We start from the raw sequence: 16,071 nt of genomic DNA, 5'->3' as shown, positions 1-16,071 counted from the left end.
CAGTTATTTTTTGGAAGTTTTCTTCGTTGTTTTCTTAGTCGTTTTTTTAGCAGTTGTCTTCTTTTTAGTAGTCTTTTTAGCCGCTTTTTTCTTTGGCGCTTTTTTAGCTATGATCTCTTTTGCTTCCTCTAAAGTAATCTTAGTAGCATCTACTGTTTTAGGTATTTCAACTTTTGTCTTACCTTTTATAACATTAGATCTACCCCACCTGGCCTTCTCGACTCTAATTCCTTCTTCTTCCCAATTGCTAATGATCTTCTCGCGCTCCTTACGCTTCTTATCTTCTATAAGCTCAACAATATCCTCATCAGAGAGATTATCAAAATCGTATTTCTTATTCACATTAATAAAAATACCGTTCCATTTTAGGTAAGGACCAAATCGACCGACTCCTTTTTGAACAGGCATATCCTCATATTCATAAATAGGAGCATCTGCTTTCTCTTTTTCTTTGATAAGCTCCATAGCGCGATCAAAATCAACACTCATTGGATCTTCCCCTTTTTCTAAAGAGACATATTTTTTACCGAATTTCACATAAGGTCCATAACGGCCATTATTTACCTCTACTTTTTCTCCTTTATATTCACCTAATTCCTTCGGAAGTTGAAAAAGATCCATCGCCTCTTCATAAGTAATACTATCTAAGGTTTGATCTGGACCTAAACTTGCAAATTTTGGCTTTTCATCGTCTTCTACAGATCCTATCTGAACCATTGGTCCAAATTTCCCTAAACGCACACTTACCGGCTTTCCAGTTTCAGGATCTTCTCCTAGGATTCGCTCTCCAACTTCACGATCTGCGTTCTTTGCAACATCCTGGACATGGGGATGAAAATCGGTATAAAAATCCTTCATCATTTTTGTCCATTCTTCATTTCCTTCAGCAATATCATCAAAGCTTTGCTCTACTTTTGCTGTGAAATTGTAATCAAGAATATTAGAAAAATGATTTACCAAAAAGTCATTTACTACCTTCCCTACTGCGGTTGGCACTAATTTACCTTTATCACTCCCTACGGTTTCGCTTAATTTCTTTTCTGAAACTTTTCCGTTTTCCAGTGTAAATTGAGTGTATTCACGTTCTGTTCCATCAACAGAACCTTTTTCTATATAATTTCTATTCTGAATAGTTGAAATTGTAGGCGCGTAAGTAGAAGGTCTACCAATTCCTAACTCTTCTAACTTCTTAACTAAAGATGCTTCAGTATAGCGATAAGGCGGTCTCGTAAAGCGCTCTGTAGCATTTATAAAAATATTCTGAAGCACTTCGTTCACCTTCATATCTGGCAGCATTCCGCTTTGCTCTTCAGAATCTTCGTCGTCACTTCCCTCTAAATAAACCTTTAAAAAACCTTCGAATTTCAATACTTCACCATTAGCGGTAAAAAGTTTATCGTGTTTATTCGCTTCGATCTTTACATTGGTTCGCTCCAATTGCGCCTCAGACATTTGCGAAGCAATAGCACGTTTCCAGATCAATTCGTATAAACGTTGTTCATCACGATCTGCTTTAACGCTATGACTTGCAAAATTAGTTGGACGAATTGCTTCGTGAGCTTCCTGCGCTCCTTTAGTTTTACCTTTAAATTGTCTTGATTTCGCATATTCTTCTCCGTAGGCTTTAAGGATCTCACGCTTAGCTCCTTTTCTTGCATCATCAGATAGGTTTACACTATCTGTTCTCATATAAGTAATGTGACCGGCTTCGTAAAGGCGTTGCGCCAAAGTCATGGTTTTACTTACAGAAAAATATAATTTTCTAGAGGCTTCCTGTTGTAATGTAGAAGTGGTAAAGGGTGGTGCCGGTGATTTTTTTGCAGGCTTTTTTGTAAGATCTGCAACTTTAAAATCGGCTCCTAAATTATCATTTAAGAAAGCTTCTGCTTCTTCTTTTGTATCAAAATTCTTAGGAAGTTTAGCTCTAAAAGTTTTACCTTCAGCATTAGCAAATTCAGCATCGATTCTATAGGAAGCTTCCGGAGTAAAATCTTCGATCTCACGCTCACGTTCCACAATTAATCTTACTGAAACACTTTGCACCCTTCCGGCAGAAAGTCCTCCTTTTACTTTACGCCATAAAACGGGCGAAAGTTCGTAACCTACTAATCGATCTAAAACTCTTCTTGCCTGCTGTGCATTTACAAGATTATAGTTTATTCCTCTTGGATTTTCGATCGCATTTAAAATGGCAGATTTTGTGATTTCGTGAAAAACAATTCTCTTGGTGCGATCATTTTTAAGCTTTAACTCTTCGGCAAGGTGCCAGGCGATAGCTTCCCCCTCACGGTCCTCATCACTTGCGAGCCAGATCATTTCAGCATCTTTCGCTAAGCCTTTAAGCTTTCTTACTACATCTTTTTTGTCTTTAGAGACGATATATTTAGGAGAAAAATCTCCTTCAGTATCCACTCCTAACTCTTTGGTAGGCAGGTCTGCTATATGTCCAAAGCTTGAAGCCACCTTATAATCTTTCCCCAAAAACTTTTCAATCGTTTTTGCTTTGGCAGGAGACTCCACGATCACTAAATTTTTTGCCATAGTTTACATTTTTGTAAGTGCAAAAGTATATCAATTTTTTTTTAACCTAATAAATGATTTATTAAATAGGTTTTAAATTAGAAGTATTATAAGCTATTAAGCCTTATTTTGAAAGTATTTTGCACAAAAATCACATGCCCGCAACGAGGCGGGCATGTAAAAATAAACCAAACATAAATAACAATCGTAATTAAGAAACTTAATAGATTGATTTTATTATCTTTATACCAAATTACAACTAGTGTTTACCCCGATCGGTAGCAGTCATCATTAGGCAGAATTATTTCATAGGTGTTATATTCTTTATTGACTTTGTTAGCATTGGTCGGGGGTTTCACTCTTTTTCCCTTTTTCAAAATCTTTCTACCTTCTCAATTTTTCCTAAAAAACTTTGATCATTTAATAACAAAAAGCCAGGCCTTTTTTATCGGCTTTCATCTTTTAGATGCCCGATTTTATAAAAGGTTGCGTAAAAATTTTAAAAAATTTTACTGCCACTTTGTCACAAGAACCTTAAAACGTATCTTTGCCACCTAATTACCTTAGCTTAGTACAGCATTATGGAGAAGATTATTGATGAAAAGCAACAGGGGAACTCCCTGGTAATGGAGCCAAAGACAGAAAACAAGCGTAAGCTTTTTATAGAATCTTATGGTTGCCAGATGAATTTTAGTGATAGTGAAATTGTAGCTTCTATTCTTTCTAAAGAAGGATACAACACTACCCAGCAATTAGAAGAAGCTGATCTTGTTTTGGTAAATACCTGCTCGATTAGAGAGAAAGCCGAACAAACGGTAAGAAAACGTCTTGAAAAATATAACGCTGTAAAACGTATAAACCCAAATATGAAAGTTGGGGTTTTAGGTTGTATGGCAGAGCGACTAAAAAGTAAATTTCTTGAAGAAGAAAAAATCGTAGACCTGGTCGTAGGACCAGATGCTTATAAAGATCTTCCTAATCTTATCAATGAAGTTGAAGAAGGAAGAAATGCTGTAAATGTAATTCTTTCTAAAGAAGAAACTTATGGTGATATTTCGCCGGTGCGTTTACAAACAAACGGAGTTTCTGCTTTTGTATCGATCACCCGTGGATGTGATAACATGTGTACTTTTTGCGTGGTCCCTTTTACTCGTGGTAGAGAGCGTAGCCGTGACCCGCAAAGTATTATCGAAGAAGTTAATGATCTTGCAACTAAAGGATATAAAGAAATCACTTTATTAGGGCAAAATGTAGATAGTTATCTATGGTATGGTGGCGGACTTAAAAAAGATTTTAAGGATGCGACGCCAATGCAAAAAGCTACGGCTACTAATTTTGCTGCACTTCTAAAAATGGTTGCTGAAGCACAGCCAAAAATGAGAATTCGTTTTTCTACTTCCAATCCACAGGATATGACCTTAGATGTTATAGAAGTAATGGCCGCTCACCGCAACATTTGCAATTACATTCATTTACCAGTACAAAGTGGTAGCGATAAAATGCTTAAAAAGATGAATCGTCTTCACACTCGTGAAGAATATTTCAGTCTTATCGATAATATCAAAAAAATAATCCCAGATTGTGGAATTTCGCATGATATTATTACCGGCTTCCCTACCGAGACCGAAGAAGATCACCAGGATACTATTTCTTTAATGAAATATGTAAAATACGATTTCGGATTTATGTTTGCTTATTCTGAACGACCCGGAACCATGGCTGCAAGAAAATTTGAAGATGACATTCCTGAAGAAACTAAAAAAAGACGGCTATCTGAAATTGTTGCTCTTCAGCAGGAACATAGTAAATATAGAACTGAGCAATTCTTAGGAAAAACCGTTGAAGTTCTTATCGAAAAAGCTTCTAAGAAATCTGATGCACATTGGAGTGGTAGAAATACTCAAAACACCGTTGTAGTTTTCCCTAAAGAGAACTACAAAGTTGGTGATTTTGTAAATGTAAAAATTAGCGATTGCACCAGTGCTACACTAATTGGTGAAGCTGTTGGATATAGTGAGAATAATTGAATCTAAAATTTAAGGTTTCAGGTTTAACAACAAATCAATAACATTAAATAGCACACACCTTAAATGGAATCAGTACAGGCTATAAAACAACGTTTTGGTATTATTGGCGACGACCCAAAACTAAATAGAGCGATAGAAAAAGCCATCCAGGTTTCTCCTACAGATATTTCTGTATTAGTAACCGGGGAAAGTGGTGTTGGTAAAGAAAGTATCCCTAAAATAGTGCACTCGCTATCGCATCGTAAACATGGTAAATATATTGCTGTAAACTGCGGAGCTATTCCTGAAGGAACTATAGACAGTGAACTTTTTGGTCACGAAAAAGGAGCATTTACAGGCGCTACCCAAACAAGAAGCGGTTATTTTGAAGTAGCCGATGGTGGCACCATATTTTTAGATGAAGTTGGGGAATTGCCACTACCAACACAAGTAAGACTTTTGCGTGTTTTGGAAAACGGAGAATTTATTAAAGTAGGTTCTTCTAAAGTTCAAAAAACAAATGTTCGTATCGTTGCCGCGACCAACATAAACATGTTCGAGTCGATCAAAAAAGAAAAATTTAGAGAAGATCTTTATTATCGCCTAAGCACGGTAGAAATTCATTTACCACCACTTCGCGAACGTAAGGGCGATATCCATTTATTGTTTAGAAAATTTGCTTCAGATTTTGCTTTAAAATATAAAATGCCAACCATCAGATTAGAAGATGACGCCGTACTTTTAATGCAAAAATATCACTGGGGTGGGAATATTCGTCAGCTTAGAAATATTGCTGAACAAATTTCAGTTCTAGAGCAGGATCGTTCAATTAATGGTAAAGAGCTTAAAGAATATTTGCCAGATATGGGCAGCAATTTGCCGGCGGTAATTTCAGATAAGAAAAAGGATAGTGACTTCAGTAATGAAAGAGAGATCCTTTATAAGGTTCTTTTTGACATGAAAAACGACCTCAATGATCTTAAGAAGCTTACTTTAAAATTAATGCAGGAAGGCAATTCTAAGGAAGTTCGTGATGAAAATGAAGGACTTATCCAAAAGATCTATGGTAATGGCGACGAGGACACTGAAGATTTTAATGTAGAGGATCTGGATAGCGATAATCTTGAAGTACTTCAAATCCCGCAACAAAGTAGCCGAAGTGAATATGAAGCTCCAGAGCCAGAAAATCTGTCTGAAAAAGACAAATATCACTTTGCTGAAGAGATCGAAGAAGAGGAAACCCTGTCACTTCAGGATAAAGAATTAGAACTAATCAAAAAATCACTCGAGCGCCATAACGGAAAACGTAAAGCTGCTGCTGAAGAATTAGGGATTAGCGAAAGAACACTTTATCGTAAGATCAAACAATACAATTTATAATTACTGAATTTCGTTCTAAAAACAGCGAAACTTACGATCTATACCTATGAAGAAATTAGGACTTATTTTATCGATTTTTAGTGTTTTAACGCTGGTTTCCTGCGGTATTTATTCTTTTACCGGCGCAAGTACCGGTGATGCAGAGAATTTTCAGGTAAACAATTTTCAGAATACTGCAAATTTGATAGAACCAGGAATTGAGAGAACCTTTAAGCTTAACTTACAGGATCTTATCCAAAATCAAACAAATCTTACATTAACAAACAATAATGCCGATCTAATTTTTGAAGGTGAAATTATCGATTATTACATCGCACCAATGACGGCGACGGCGCAAAACACAGCGGCGCAAAACAGGCTAACAATTGCAGTGCAGGTAAGATTTTATAACACGTTGGAGCCAGAAAAAGATTTTGACAGGCGTTTTTCTTTCTATTATGACTATCCGGCTGGTCAACAATTAATTGGCTCTACCTTAGATACAGCAATAGAACAAATTTACGACAGGATAACACAGGATATTTTTAATGCAGCTTTAACCGACTGGTAAAATTAGCTATGGATTTAAAGAATTTCACATATTTATTAGAACATCCCGAGGAGGTTTCCCCACAGGAAACTCGTGCTTTGGAAGATATTCTAATGAATGCGCCTTATTTTCAGGCAGCACGTGCAATTCGATTAAAAGGTTTAAAGGATGCAGATAGCCCATCTTATAATTCGGCTTTGCGAAAAACTGCGGCTTTTACTACCGACCGTGAAATACTTTTTGAATACATAAGCTCTATCTATTTTAACCAAAATCGTATAGCACATCAAATTAAAATACAAGACGAAAAACTTAACAACCTTGAGGTTTACGAACCAATAGAAGTTTTAGGCAAAAAAAGTATGGCGATTGATGAAGCTATACAAATGAAGCAGGACGAATCTGACAAGGTGATGGATCCTGAGCTTTTTGAGCGTTCAAAAAACAAGAAAAGCGAAGAAGAGTTACCAGAAGAACAACTAAAAATTGGCAAACCACTACAATTTAATAATGCTGAATCACATAGCTTTTCAGAATGGCTTAGATTAACTTCTGCGAAACCTCTTGAGCAGCAAAAACAAGCTAAAAAAGAAGAAGACGCGCCAGAAAATATTCAGAAGAAATTCGACATTATCGACCGTTTTATTTCTAAGAACCCAAAAATAAAACCGGCTAAATCTTCACCAAAAGCAACTGCTCCAGATCTCTCCAGCCCGGCACCCGAAGCCTTAATGACAGAGACTTTAGCACGGGTTTACCTTGAACAAAAAAACTACAAAAAAGCCATTCAGGCTTATAAAATTTTAATTTTGAAAAATCCCGAAAAAAGTGGTTTCTTTGCAGACCAAATTCGGGCAATCGAAAAATTACAGGAAAATAATACAGATAAAGAATGAGCACATTCACAATTTTTTTAGTTTTAATAGTTATCGTAGCATTTTTGCTAGTGGTAGTTATCATGGTGCAAAATCCTAAAGGAGGCGGTTTATCATCTTCTATTGGTGGCGGCGGTCAACAAATTGGTGGTGTACAAAAGACAAATGACTTTTTAGACAAAAGTACCTGGACATTAGCAACCGTTCTATTGGTACTTATCCTAATAAGTAATGTTTCTATTATGGATGGCAGCAGCGGTTTTGGAGATTCTAAGATCTTTGATGAGGACGAAGTAGAAAATGCTTTACCAGAAGCAGATCCTGCACCAGCACAGCAAAACGAGCAAACTCAAACTGCTCCAGCTATAGATAGTGCTCAGTAAAAAATAAACCCATTTTTATAATAAAATGCCAGCTTGTCACAAAGCTGGCATTTTTTATTTATTAATGTCAGCTTTTTTTGAGTGGCATAATTTTCGAAATATTCAGAATCGAGTATTTAAAAATTAATTAATCAAAATAAATTTAAAGAAAATGGGACTAAACATTAAACCGCTTTCAGACAGAGTTCTTATCGAGCCTGTAGCAGCTGAGACTAAAACAGCTTCAGGTATCTACATTCCAGAGACTGCAAAAGAAAAACCTCAAAGAGGTAAAGTTGTGGCAGTAGGTAAAGGAACCAAAGATCATGATATGACTGTTAGTGTTGGTGATATGGTTCTTTATGGCAAATATGCCGGTACCGAACTTAAATTAGAAGGTACAGATTATCTTATCATGAGAGAAGACGATATTCTCGCGATCGTATAATTTCTTTCTCAAATTCAATCGTAATTAAAATTAACCAATTTTTAGCTGAATTTTTCGGCTACTAAAATTTATAATAAAATGGCAAAAGATATAAAATTTGACATCGAAGCACGTGACGGTATTAAGCGCGGTGTAGATGCTCTTGCAAATGCAGTAAAAGTAACTTTAGGACCAAAAGGTCGTAACGTAATTATTAGTAAATCCTTTGGTGCTCCAACAGTAACAAAAGATGGTGTTTCTGTAGCTAAAGAAATCGAATTAGATGACGAGCTAGAGAACATGGGAGCTCAAATGGTAAAAGAAGTAGCTTCTAAAACTAACGATCTTGCGGGTGACGGTACTACAACTGCTACTGTTTTAGCGCAGGCTATCGTAAAAGAAGGACTTAAAAACGTTGCTGCTGGTGCAAACCCAATGGATCTTAAAAGAGGGATCGATAAAGCAGTAGAAGCTTTAACTAAGAACTTATCTGAGCAAACTCAGGAAGTTGGAGATTCTTCAGAAAAAATTAAGCAGGTAGCTTCTATTTCAGCAAACAATGATGACCTAATTGGTGAATTGATCGCTGAAGCTTTTGGAAAAGTTGGTAAAGAAGGAGTTATTACTGTAGAAGAAGCTAAAGGAACAGATACTTATGTAGATGTTGTAGAAGGTATGCAGTTCGATAGAGGATATCTTTCTCCTTACTTTGTAACGAACAGTGAGAAAATGACCGCTGATCTTGAAAATCCTTATATTCTTCTTTTCGACAAGAAGATCTCTACTATGAAGGATCTTATGCCAGTTTTAGAGCCGGTAGCACAATCTGGAAAACCACTTTTAATTATTGCTGAAGATGTTGATGGTGAAGCTCTTGCAACTTTAGTAGTAAACAAATTAAGAGGTTCTTTAAAAATTGCTGCTGTAAAAGCGCCAGGATTTGGTGATCGTAGAAAAGCAATGTTAGAAGATATCGCAATCCTTACTGGTGGTACTGTAATTTCTGAAGAAAGAGGTTTCTCTTTAGAAAATGCAACTATCGATATGCTAGGAACTGCAGAGAAAGTAGCTATCGATAAAGATAACACTACTATCGTAAATGGATCTGGAGACGATAACGCAATTAAAGAGCGTGTTAACCAGATTAAAGCTCAAATTGAAACTACAACTTCAGATTACGACAAAGAAAAACTACAAGAGCGTCTTGCTAAATTAGCAGGTGGTGTTGCAGTTCTTTACGTTGGTGCAGCTTCAGAAGTTGAAATGAAAGAGAAAAAAGACCGTGTAGATGATGCACTTCATGCAACTCGTGCAGCTGTAGAAGAAGGAATCGTTGCCGGTGGTGGTGTAGCTTTAGTAAGAGCTAAAGCTGTTCTTGACGCTATCGCTACAGAAAATGCAGATGAGGCTACAGGAATTCAAATTGTAGCTCGTGCTATCGAATCTCCACTTAGAACAATCGTTTCTAACGCAGGTGGCGAAGGCTCTGTTGTGATCAACAAAGTATTAGAAGGTGATAAAGATTACGGATACGATGCGAAAACAGATACTTATGTAGACATGATGAAAGCTGGTATCATCGATCCTAAGAAAGTGACTCGTGTTGCTTTAGAAAACGCAGCTTCTGTATCTGGAATGATCTTAACTACAGAATGTGCTTTGATCGATATCAAAGAAGATAATGCTGGCGGCGGAATGCCTCCACAAGGAATGGGCGGCGGAATGCCAGGAATGATGTAATCACATCACAAACCCAATAGAACCAAAAGCTGTCTTATTCATTTAAGGCAGCTTTTTTTTATGCTGAATTTTTAAGATGGAAATACTATTTTAGAAAATAAAATTCAGAAACCTACAAAACAGCTATTCACTGTTAAGTATCAAGAAATGTGAATGTTAGAATAAAAATTGATATTGAAAAAATATCCCGAAAAGACAGATTTCTGCTAATTTCAAAAAGATTCCATTTTTAATTTGATATAACTCGCCTACTGAAATTCACGAGTTTCATAACGAAGAAATTAGCAAATTTTAAGACCTTCTTTGCTTAGTGTAGAAATGCACCTAATAGCCCGGCCTTAAAATCACTCCAATCCATAATTATCTGAAAAACAACGATTGCCAGAATAATTAGAACTGCTGTTCTTAATTTAGCTTCTGGTTTTCCTTTCTGCTCAGTATCCATATAAAAAACGTTTGGATTAGCTAAATTATAAAAAAATATTAAAATGCACCAAGAATTCGGCGACCATGATAGGCTCGTGCACCGATACTTTTATGTATTTCGTCTAAATTTTTATTTGTAACCCTCCCGGCAGGCATGATTTCCAGTTTGTTACCCGCAATAGCGATCATTCCATTTAAAGTCGAAATTCCTTCTTTTGCTGCCGCTTTTCCTCCCGAACTTAAAATTGTAGAAATTCCATCGATTTTCGATAATTCTTCGGTTGCTTTTAGAAGATCTGGTGTCTCATCAATCGCTTTATGAATTACTACTTTTAATGGTTTTGAAAATGCTACTAAAGTTGAAATTCGGTCTAAATCCAAAGTTTTATCTTCTTTTAGGATTCCAAAAACAACTCCTTCTACTCCAATTGCTTTGCAAAATTCAATATCCTGCTTCATTACTTCAAATTCGGCTTCAGAATATACAAAATCGCCTCCACGAGGACGAATCATCACGCGAAACGGAATCTTCAGTTGTACTTTTGCCTTTACAATAACATTTCTTTCCGGAGTAATTCCATCTTGCGACAAGTCTGCGCACAGCTCTACTCGATCTGCGCCAAGTTTTTCAGCTTTTAAGGCTTCTTCTAAAGATTCCACGCAGGCTTCTTTGACGAAATTGGTCATTCTACAAGGTAAATTTTAAGGTGGCTAACACCTGCGATGGCCGTAATCGATAACTACTTTGCACGTAATAATACTCGTTATTATACGCATTAATAAAGGTATCTGTGTTCAGGATATTGCGCCAGCTAATGTTAAGATCCATTTTAGGTTTCTCAAAAGTAAACTGATAGCTTAGGTTCACAAAATAATTGTCGCCATTTTCAGATAAAGAATTGCCATAATATTCGCCTGCCGCACTTAAGTATTGGTTATCCTTTGGATAAAAATAAAGATCGATCGTATGTTGATGAGTTTCTATTGTTTGAAAATCTCCATCCTCGAAACCTGAGGTGTATGTAGTATAATTACCCGAATAATTCGCAATTAACCAACTTGAAATTTCAGCATCCAGGCTTCCCCGAAAATTTAAACTTCTTGTGTTTACTTCGGCCAGCGTATTATTTAAAAGCTGCTGACGTTTTGATAAATTATAAGAAGTATTCAATTTAAGCGTTGTTTTCATTTTCCTAAAATACTTACTTCCACCAGCTCTAAAACTATGATTATCGGAGTTATTATCTAAAGCTACAGCTTCTAAAATTGCTGTCCCATTTTCACCAATATTAGAACTGTACAGCAAATTATTTTCAGAATAATTATAAGAATAAGATGCACTTAAGAATAACTGCTTTAAGGGGTTTCGATACCCCAGCCCGGCATTATAAATTTGTCTTGTTTCTTCGGAAATTGGGGCGTTATACCTATTTAGATTTCGATATCCATTTAATAAAAAACCATAATATAATTGCTGAAGTTGCCCAAAATCATACCTTAAGGCTGCTGAAGCATTTGCATCCCAATAAGCAGAAAGTTTTTTATTCATAGAAAAATAAGGTTCAAAAACCAGCCGATCCAACTCCCTGGTTTCTTCAAAATTATCATCTTCTAAACGAAAACTTTTAAACTCTAGCGGCGTACTTAAATTTAAATTCCAGGTTTCATCTTTACTTTTAAATCTGAAAGAATTTTTAAAATAAACCGAAGATTCTACAAATTCGGTTCTGTTTTTAAAATCAGGATCCAAAACCTCTTCCCCATCTTCCAGAAAAATATCGGTATCTAATTGCTGATTCTGGATAGAAAATCCAAATTTAGGTGCTATGGTAAATTTCCCCAGCGCTTTGGTAAAGCCGGCCGAATTATCGGTGTATATTTTTCTGGTTGAAACTAATTGCTGAAGTTCTTCATAAGACTCACCTTCGTTAAAAATGGCTTCAAACTGCCCCGGCTGCACCAAAAGATCCTGGTTATTTTCGGCAAAACCTGTATTTGAAGTAAAAGTGATCAATTGCTTTCCTACAGTTCTAAGCAGACGCAAATCGTTTTTAATTCCGAAGAAAGGATTGTCCAGCTGCTGCATTATTCGTGAATCGGGACGATCAATTAATCCGCGTTTTGCATTCCAGGAGCCATTAAAAGCTAATTGATCTTTAAAATAATTTTTATCAGCATTATTCTCTAAAGTAAGCTCTCCTTCTAATTTACTTATAAAAATATCGTTATTCGTATTTTCGATGACATCGATCGTATCTGTAGGAGTAAAATAGCGTGTTTGAGTACTCCCGTCCTGTTGCTGATAATCATTAAGGTAAGAAATATTCAGTTTTAGATCTAAATCTTTTTTAATGCGCTGCAGAATATTTCCCGAAAGTAAATGAACATTATTATCCAACCAACGCTCAGAAGAAAATGGTGGTGGCGACACATTTTGTATCGAAACCCAATTTTCCTGATCAATACCAAAATTATTTCCATAGAAGTTCTGTGAAAAATTAAGAACCTCACCAGAGGCATCTACGCCAGTATTGTTACTTTGGTAAGTAACGATCGCCTGTCTTTTCTTTGTAAAGATCATTGGTGTTACTTTAGCTTGCCATAGTAAAGGCGCTGCACCAACCCCTGCGGTAGCTGTTCCGCTAAACGTGATATCCTTTTTCAGCTTTATATTTATCGAAGCTCTTTCTGAAAACTCTAAACTATCCAAAACCTTTACCGGCTGATGATTTTCTAGAATTTCGATTTTAGAAACCGCATCGGCCGAAAGGTTATTATTGGCCAGGTTGTAACGCCCTTCCAACATATCTAAACCTTCAATATAATATTTCTGGATTGGCTCATCTTTATAATAAATTCCCCCATTTGGTCGAATTTCGATTCCTGGAATTTTCTTGAGCACATCTGCAATTACCCGGTCATTTTTACCTTTAAAAGCAGCTACCGAAAAACTGAGCGTATCGCCGCGTTGCTGTAAAATTTCAGATTTTACGATTACTTCTTTTAAAGCTTCAGAAGAAGGCGAAAGTTTCACTTCTAATTGCTGCGCTTTATTGAGAATAGTTTTTTCGAACGTAGCAAAACCTATATAAGAAACTTTTAGAAACAAGGATTCGCTCTCACTTTTCACGGCTACCTTAAATTTCCCATCGGCGTCTGAAATTCCATAAGCCAGGATCGAAGAAATCGAGTCTTTACTGATCATTATTGTTGCACCACTAAGCTTTTTATTATTGTCGTCTAAAACCTGCCCGGTAATTTCAGTTTGAGAATAGCCTGCAAAAAGAACGAATATTGATAGAATTATAAAGAGGATTTTTTTCATGCTATTCCAGTTCTATAGGATTATTTTCTTTCTCCAACATTTTGGTAAAGGAGGCTACCATTTTTTTATGATATTCAGGATTAAGCTTATCATTAGTATTTCCCCTTAATGCTTGCATATGCATCATAGGATCTCGCCGATACTCATACAATCTTTCTGCAATGTCTTCTTGGGTACTTTCAATATATTGTTTAAAATTTATCTTATAAGTAAGCGCTGGTGCGAGCTTCTCTAAACCTATAAAAGAAAAAACGTAATCATTATTGGTATCGGCAATTTCTAAAATTAAGCCCGGTAAACCATTAAATTTATAAGGCCCGTCTGAAACCGGAACCTCTGTAGTAAACCAGGCCACATAATCCCGACCAGCAAATGATGTAGTTGCTTTTTGAGCTTTATAATCTTTGATCATTCTCGTTTCAGGATAGATTCCCCAGTCAAAAAGACTTAACTCCTGCACATAGAAAAAATCGGTCATTGGAACAAAAACCGAATTATACATTTTCGATGCTCCCCGATCTTTGATGGTTTTGGTAAAGAATTTTGTAACTGCCGCACGCGATGTGTTTCCCCCATCTCCTCTTCTAACAATGGGATTTGCCAAAACATATGCCCTACTGGAAAATTGAGAAACCTCATCTCCTAAATACAAAATCATGTATTCTGATAATTTTTCTGCTGAAGTAGAATCCAACCTAGAATCGAGCTTATAGGTAACCTTATAATCGAATTTCCCCTTTAATTTTTCCTGTGCTGAAATATTGTAAAAATAGCATAATAGGATTATAAATAGTTTTAGTTTCATGATGCTTTTTGATTGATGATTTTTAGACTATTCCAGTTCTATCGGGTTATTTTCTTTCTCCAACATTTCAGCAAAAGATTCGATGTATTTTTGATGAACTTCTGGCGAAATAGTGATATTTGGATCATTTACATAAGTAAAAGGATCTTTGCGATAACGAAGGTTAGTTGCTTTTAATTCGGCCGGACTTGTTTTTATAAGCTGATTAAATTTTAATTGAAAATCCTGTTTTGGCGATAGCTTTTTTAAACCGACAAACTCAAAATTCCATTCACTTTCAACGTCTAAAATCTCTAAAATTAATCCCGGCAAACCATTAAATTTATAGGGCCCGTCTGAAATTGGAACCTCTGGAGTAAACCATGCCACATAATCTCTTCCTGCAAAGTTTGTAATAGCTTTTTGGACTTTATATCCCTTTATTTCTTTGGTTTCTGTTTCTATTTGCCAATTGAAGAGATTCTTATCCTGTCCAAAATAAAATCGATCTGCAGCGATTGTATGAATATAAAATAACCTATCGTTTTTTATTTCTTTTAAAATTTGATAATGAAAATTGGTTAAGGCATTTTTGGATGTACTGCCAGAGTTTCCCTTTACTTTTATTTGATCTGCAAAATTTTGAGCCCTACTTATATAATATGAATAATCTTTTCCCAGATACAACATCATATATTCACTTTCGGGCTTAACAAGAGTAGAATCTAATTTAAAAGACAACTTATAAATTACTTCATAATCGAATTTTTCTTTTATAGTTCCCTGCGCTGAAATCCTAAAAGAGAAAAATACTAATATAAATAAGAACCTTAGTTTCATGATGAATTTCGATTGATGATAGTTTTGCTACGGAAGCTCAATTGGATTATTTCGTCGTTTATACTTTTTGGTTAGCTCCTTTCTTTGTTTAGCTTCATCCTCTTCGCTCCAACCAAATCTAATTCCTGCCTTCTGCATTGTACCAATAGGATCACGATTATAATCGTCTCGAACCTGGTCGAGTTCTTTTTGAGAAACTGTTTTATAGTCATCCAAATTCAGTATTCTACTTACTGATTTCTCTAATTCCTGAAAACTTGTTAAGCTAAAATGATATTGATTTTGTAAATCTGAAATTTCTAAAATAAGTCCCGGCAAACCAGAAAATTTGTATGGTCCATCTGAAAATGGAAGCTCTGGCGCGAACCAGGCTTCGTAATTTCTACCGACAAAAGCACCTGTAGCTTTTTGAACCTTAAAACCAATTATTTCTTTAGTTTCTGATTGAATTTCCCAATCGATCTGGTTTAGACCCTGCTTATATTTAAAACTATATTGAAAAACCTTTTCAGCTAAAACAAGTTCACTATTCTCGTAATCTTTAAAGATCGTGTATTTGAAATCGGTCATTTGATTATATTGGTCCATCCTTACAGTTTCAGGATTGGGCATATTCTCTAAAGAATCTTTAATCGCCTGGCCTAAACTGGAATATTGTGAATGCCCATCACCTAAATAAAGGACACCAACTTCAGACTTTATAGAGTTTTCATCAGTAGAATCTTCCTGATACTCGAGCTGATAGGTGGCTTTATAATTGAACTTTGTCTGTGATTGTTCCTGTGCTGAAATCTTAAAAGAAAAGAAGAGCAACATTAAAGCTATTTTAAATTTCATAATCATTTTCGATTTATAAA

The 16,071-nt window shown here is 35.8% G+C and carries 14 protein-coding genes; 7 read left to right on the top strand and 7 right to left on the bottom strand.

What is annotated here, in order from left to right:
- Positions 1 to 3 precede the first annotated feature (3 nt).
- Positions 4 to 2,541 carry a type I DNA topoisomerase gene (topA, locus tag INR75_RS07205; RefSeq protein WP_223091370.1) on the bottom strand — a complete coding sequence of 846 codons (2,538 nt, stop codon included), beginning with the start codon at positions 2,539 to 2,541 and terminating at the stop codon, positions 4 to 6.
- Positions 2,542 to 3,101: 560 nt separating this feature from the next.
- On the opposite strand from topA, the gene miaB reads away from it, so the two are divergent.
- The 7 genes from miaB (at position 3,102) to groL (ending at position 9,839) form a co-directional block, all read left to right on the top strand.
- Positions 3,102 to 4,547: a tRNA (N6-isopentenyl adenosine(37)-C2)-methylthiotransferase MiaB gene (miaB, locus tag INR75_RS07200; RefSeq protein WP_223091369.1), complete on the top strand. Its 1,446-nt coding sequence runs from the start codon at positions 3,102 to 3,104 to the stop codon at positions 4,545 to 4,547.
- 63 nt (positions 4,548 to 4,610) lie between these two features.
- A complete protein-coding gene (locus INR75_RS07195) occupies positions 4,611 to 5,906 on the top strand; it encodes a sigma 54-interacting transcriptional regulator (RefSeq protein WP_223091368.1) in 1,296 nt (431 codons plus the stop codon).
- 46 nt (positions 5,907 to 5,952) lie between these two features.
- A complete protein-coding gene (gene lptE, locus INR75_RS07190; RefSeq protein WP_223091367.1) occupies positions 5,953 to 6,456 on the top strand; it encodes an LPS assembly lipoprotein LptE in 504 nt (167 codons plus the stop codon).
- Positions 6,457 to 6,464: 8 nt separating this feature from the next.
- Positions 6,465 to 7,331: a hypothetical protein gene (locus tag INR75_RS07185; RefSeq protein WP_223091366.1), complete on the top strand. Its 867-nt coding sequence runs from the start codon at positions 6,465 to 6,467 to the stop codon at positions 7,329 to 7,331.
- Complete coding sequence (secG, locus tag INR75_RS07180) at positions 7,328 to 7,693, top strand: preprotein translocase subunit SecG (protein WP_223091365.1); 366 nt, start codon at positions 7,328 to 7,330, stop codon at positions 7,691 to 7,693. Before INR75_RS07185 ends, secG begins: the two co-directional genes overlap by 4 nt.
- A 151-nt stretch (positions 7,694 to 7,844) precedes the next feature.
- Positions 7,845 to 8,120 (top strand): co-chaperone GroES, encoded by a 276-nt coding sequence (gene groES, locus INR75_RS07175; RefSeq protein ID WP_092540257.1) that lies wholly within the window; start codon positions 7,845 to 7,847, stop codon positions 8,118 to 8,120.
- A gap of 78 nt (positions 8,121 to 8,198) precedes the next feature.
- Entirely contained in the window at positions 8,199 to 9,839 is a 1,641-nt protein-coding gene (gene groL / locus INR75_RS07170; RefSeq protein ID WP_223091364.1) for a chaperonin GroEL, read from the top strand.
- A 307-nt stretch (positions 9,840 to 10,146) separates the two neighbouring features.
- Here groL and INR75_RS07165 read toward each other — a convergent pair whose 3' ends face one another.
- Genes INR75_RS07165 through INR75_RS07140 form a run of 6 tightly spaced genes read right to left on the bottom strand, consistent with a single transcriptional unit; the run spans position 10,147 to position 16,051 of the window.
- Positions 10,147 to 10,284, bottom strand: a complete 138-nt coding sequence (locus INR75_RS07165; protein WP_223091363.1) for a hypothetical protein — start codon at positions 10,282 to 10,284, stop codon at positions 10,147 to 10,149.
- A 38-nt stretch (positions 10,285 to 10,322) separates the two neighbouring features.
- Positions 10,323 to 10,952: a copper homeostasis protein CutC gene (locus INR75_RS07160; protein ID WP_223091362.1), complete on the bottom strand. Its 630-nt coding sequence runs from the start codon at positions 10,950 to 10,952 to the stop codon at positions 10,323 to 10,325.
- A gap of 1 nt (position 10,953) precedes the next feature.
- Positions 10,954 to 13,590 carry a carboxypeptidase-like regulatory domain-containing protein gene (locus INR75_RS07155; protein ID WP_223091361.1) on the bottom strand — a complete coding sequence of 879 codons (2,637 nt, stop codon included), beginning with the start codon at positions 13,588 to 13,590 and terminating at the stop codon, positions 10,954 to 10,956.
- 1 nt (position 13,591) lies between these two features.
- Positions 13,592 to 14,395: a GLPGLI family protein gene (locus tag INR75_RS07150; RefSeq protein WP_223091360.1), complete on the bottom strand. Its 804-nt coding sequence runs from the start codon at positions 14,393 to 14,395 to the stop codon at positions 13,592 to 13,594.
- Between the two features lie 27 nt (positions 14,396 to 14,422).
- Positions 14,423 to 15,214, bottom strand: a complete 792-nt coding sequence (locus tag INR75_RS07145; RefSeq protein ID WP_223091359.1) for a GLPGLI family protein — start codon at positions 15,212 to 15,214, stop codon at positions 14,423 to 14,425.
- Positions 15,215 to 15,241: 27 nt separating this feature from the next.
- Positions 15,242 to 16,051 (bottom strand): GLPGLI family protein, encoded by an 810-nt coding sequence (locus INR75_RS07140; RefSeq protein ID WP_255584668.1) that lies wholly within the window; start codon positions 16,049 to 16,051, stop codon positions 15,242 to 15,244.
- Between the last annotated feature and the right edge of the window lie 20 nt (positions 16,052 to 16,071).

The sequence above is a fragment of the Zunongwangia sp. SCSIO 43204 genome (assembly GCF_019904275.1).
GTDB lineage: Bacteria > Bacteroidota > Bacteroidia > Flavobacteriales > Flavobacteriaceae > Zunongwangia > Zunongwangia mangrovi.
Note: the sequence above shows the minus strand (reverse complement) of the source record. Positions and strands in the feature narration are given on the sequence as shown.

Excerpts from the sequence above, each read along its gene's own strand:
- groL (WP_223091364.1), top strand. The coding sequence starts at position 8,199 with ATGGCAAAAGATATAAAATTTGACATCGAAGCACGTGACGGTATTAAG.
- INR75_RS07195 (WP_223091368.1), top strand. The coding sequence starts at position 4,611 with ATGGAATCAGTACAGGCTATAAAACAACGTTTTGGTATTATTGGCGAC.
- lptE (WP_223091367.1), top strand. The coding sequence starts at position 5,953 with ATGAAGAAATTAGGACTTATTTTATCGATTTTTAGTGTTTTAACGCTG.
- INR75_RS07160 (WP_223091362.1), bottom strand. The coding sequence starts at position 10,952 with ATGACCAATTTCGTCAAAGAAGCCTGCGTGGAATCTTTAGAAGAAGCC.
- INR75_RS07155 (WP_223091361.1), bottom strand. The coding sequence starts at position 13,590 with ATGAAAAAAATCCTCTTTATAATTCTATCAATATTCGTTCTTTTTGCA.
- INR75_RS07140 (WP_255584668.1), bottom strand. The coding sequence starts at position 16,051 with ATGAAATTTAAAATAGCTTTAATGTTGCTCTTCTTTTCTTTTAAGATT.
- topA (WP_223091370.1), bottom strand. The coding sequence starts at position 2,541 with ATGGCAAAAAATTTAGTGATCGTGGAGTCTCCTGCCAAAGCAAAAACG.
- secG (WP_223091365.1), top strand. The coding sequence starts at position 7,328 with ATGAGCACATTCACAATTTTTTTAGTTTTAATAGTTATCGTAGCATTT.
- miaB (WP_223091369.1), top strand. The coding sequence starts at position 3,102 with ATGGAGAAGATTATTGATGAAAAGCAACAGGGGAACTCCCTGGTAATG.
- INR75_RS07150 (WP_223091360.1), bottom strand. The coding sequence starts at position 14,395 with ATGAAACTAAAACTATTTATAATCCTATTATGCTATTTTTACAATATT.
- INR75_RS07145 (WP_223091359.1), bottom strand. The coding sequence starts at position 15,214 with ATGAAACTAAGGTTCTTATTTATATTAGTATTTTTCTCTTTTAGGATT.
- INR75_RS07165 (WP_223091363.1), bottom strand. The coding sequence starts at position 10,284 with ATGGATACTGAGCAGAAAGGAAAACCAGAAGCTAAATTAAGAACAGCA.
- groES (WP_092540257.1), top strand. The coding sequence starts at position 7,845 with ATGGGACTAAACATTAAACCGCTTTCAGACAGAGTTCTTATCGAGCCT.
- INR75_RS07185 (WP_223091366.1), top strand. The coding sequence starts at position 6,465 with ATGGATTTAAAGAATTTCACATATTTATTAGAACATCCCGAGGAGGTT.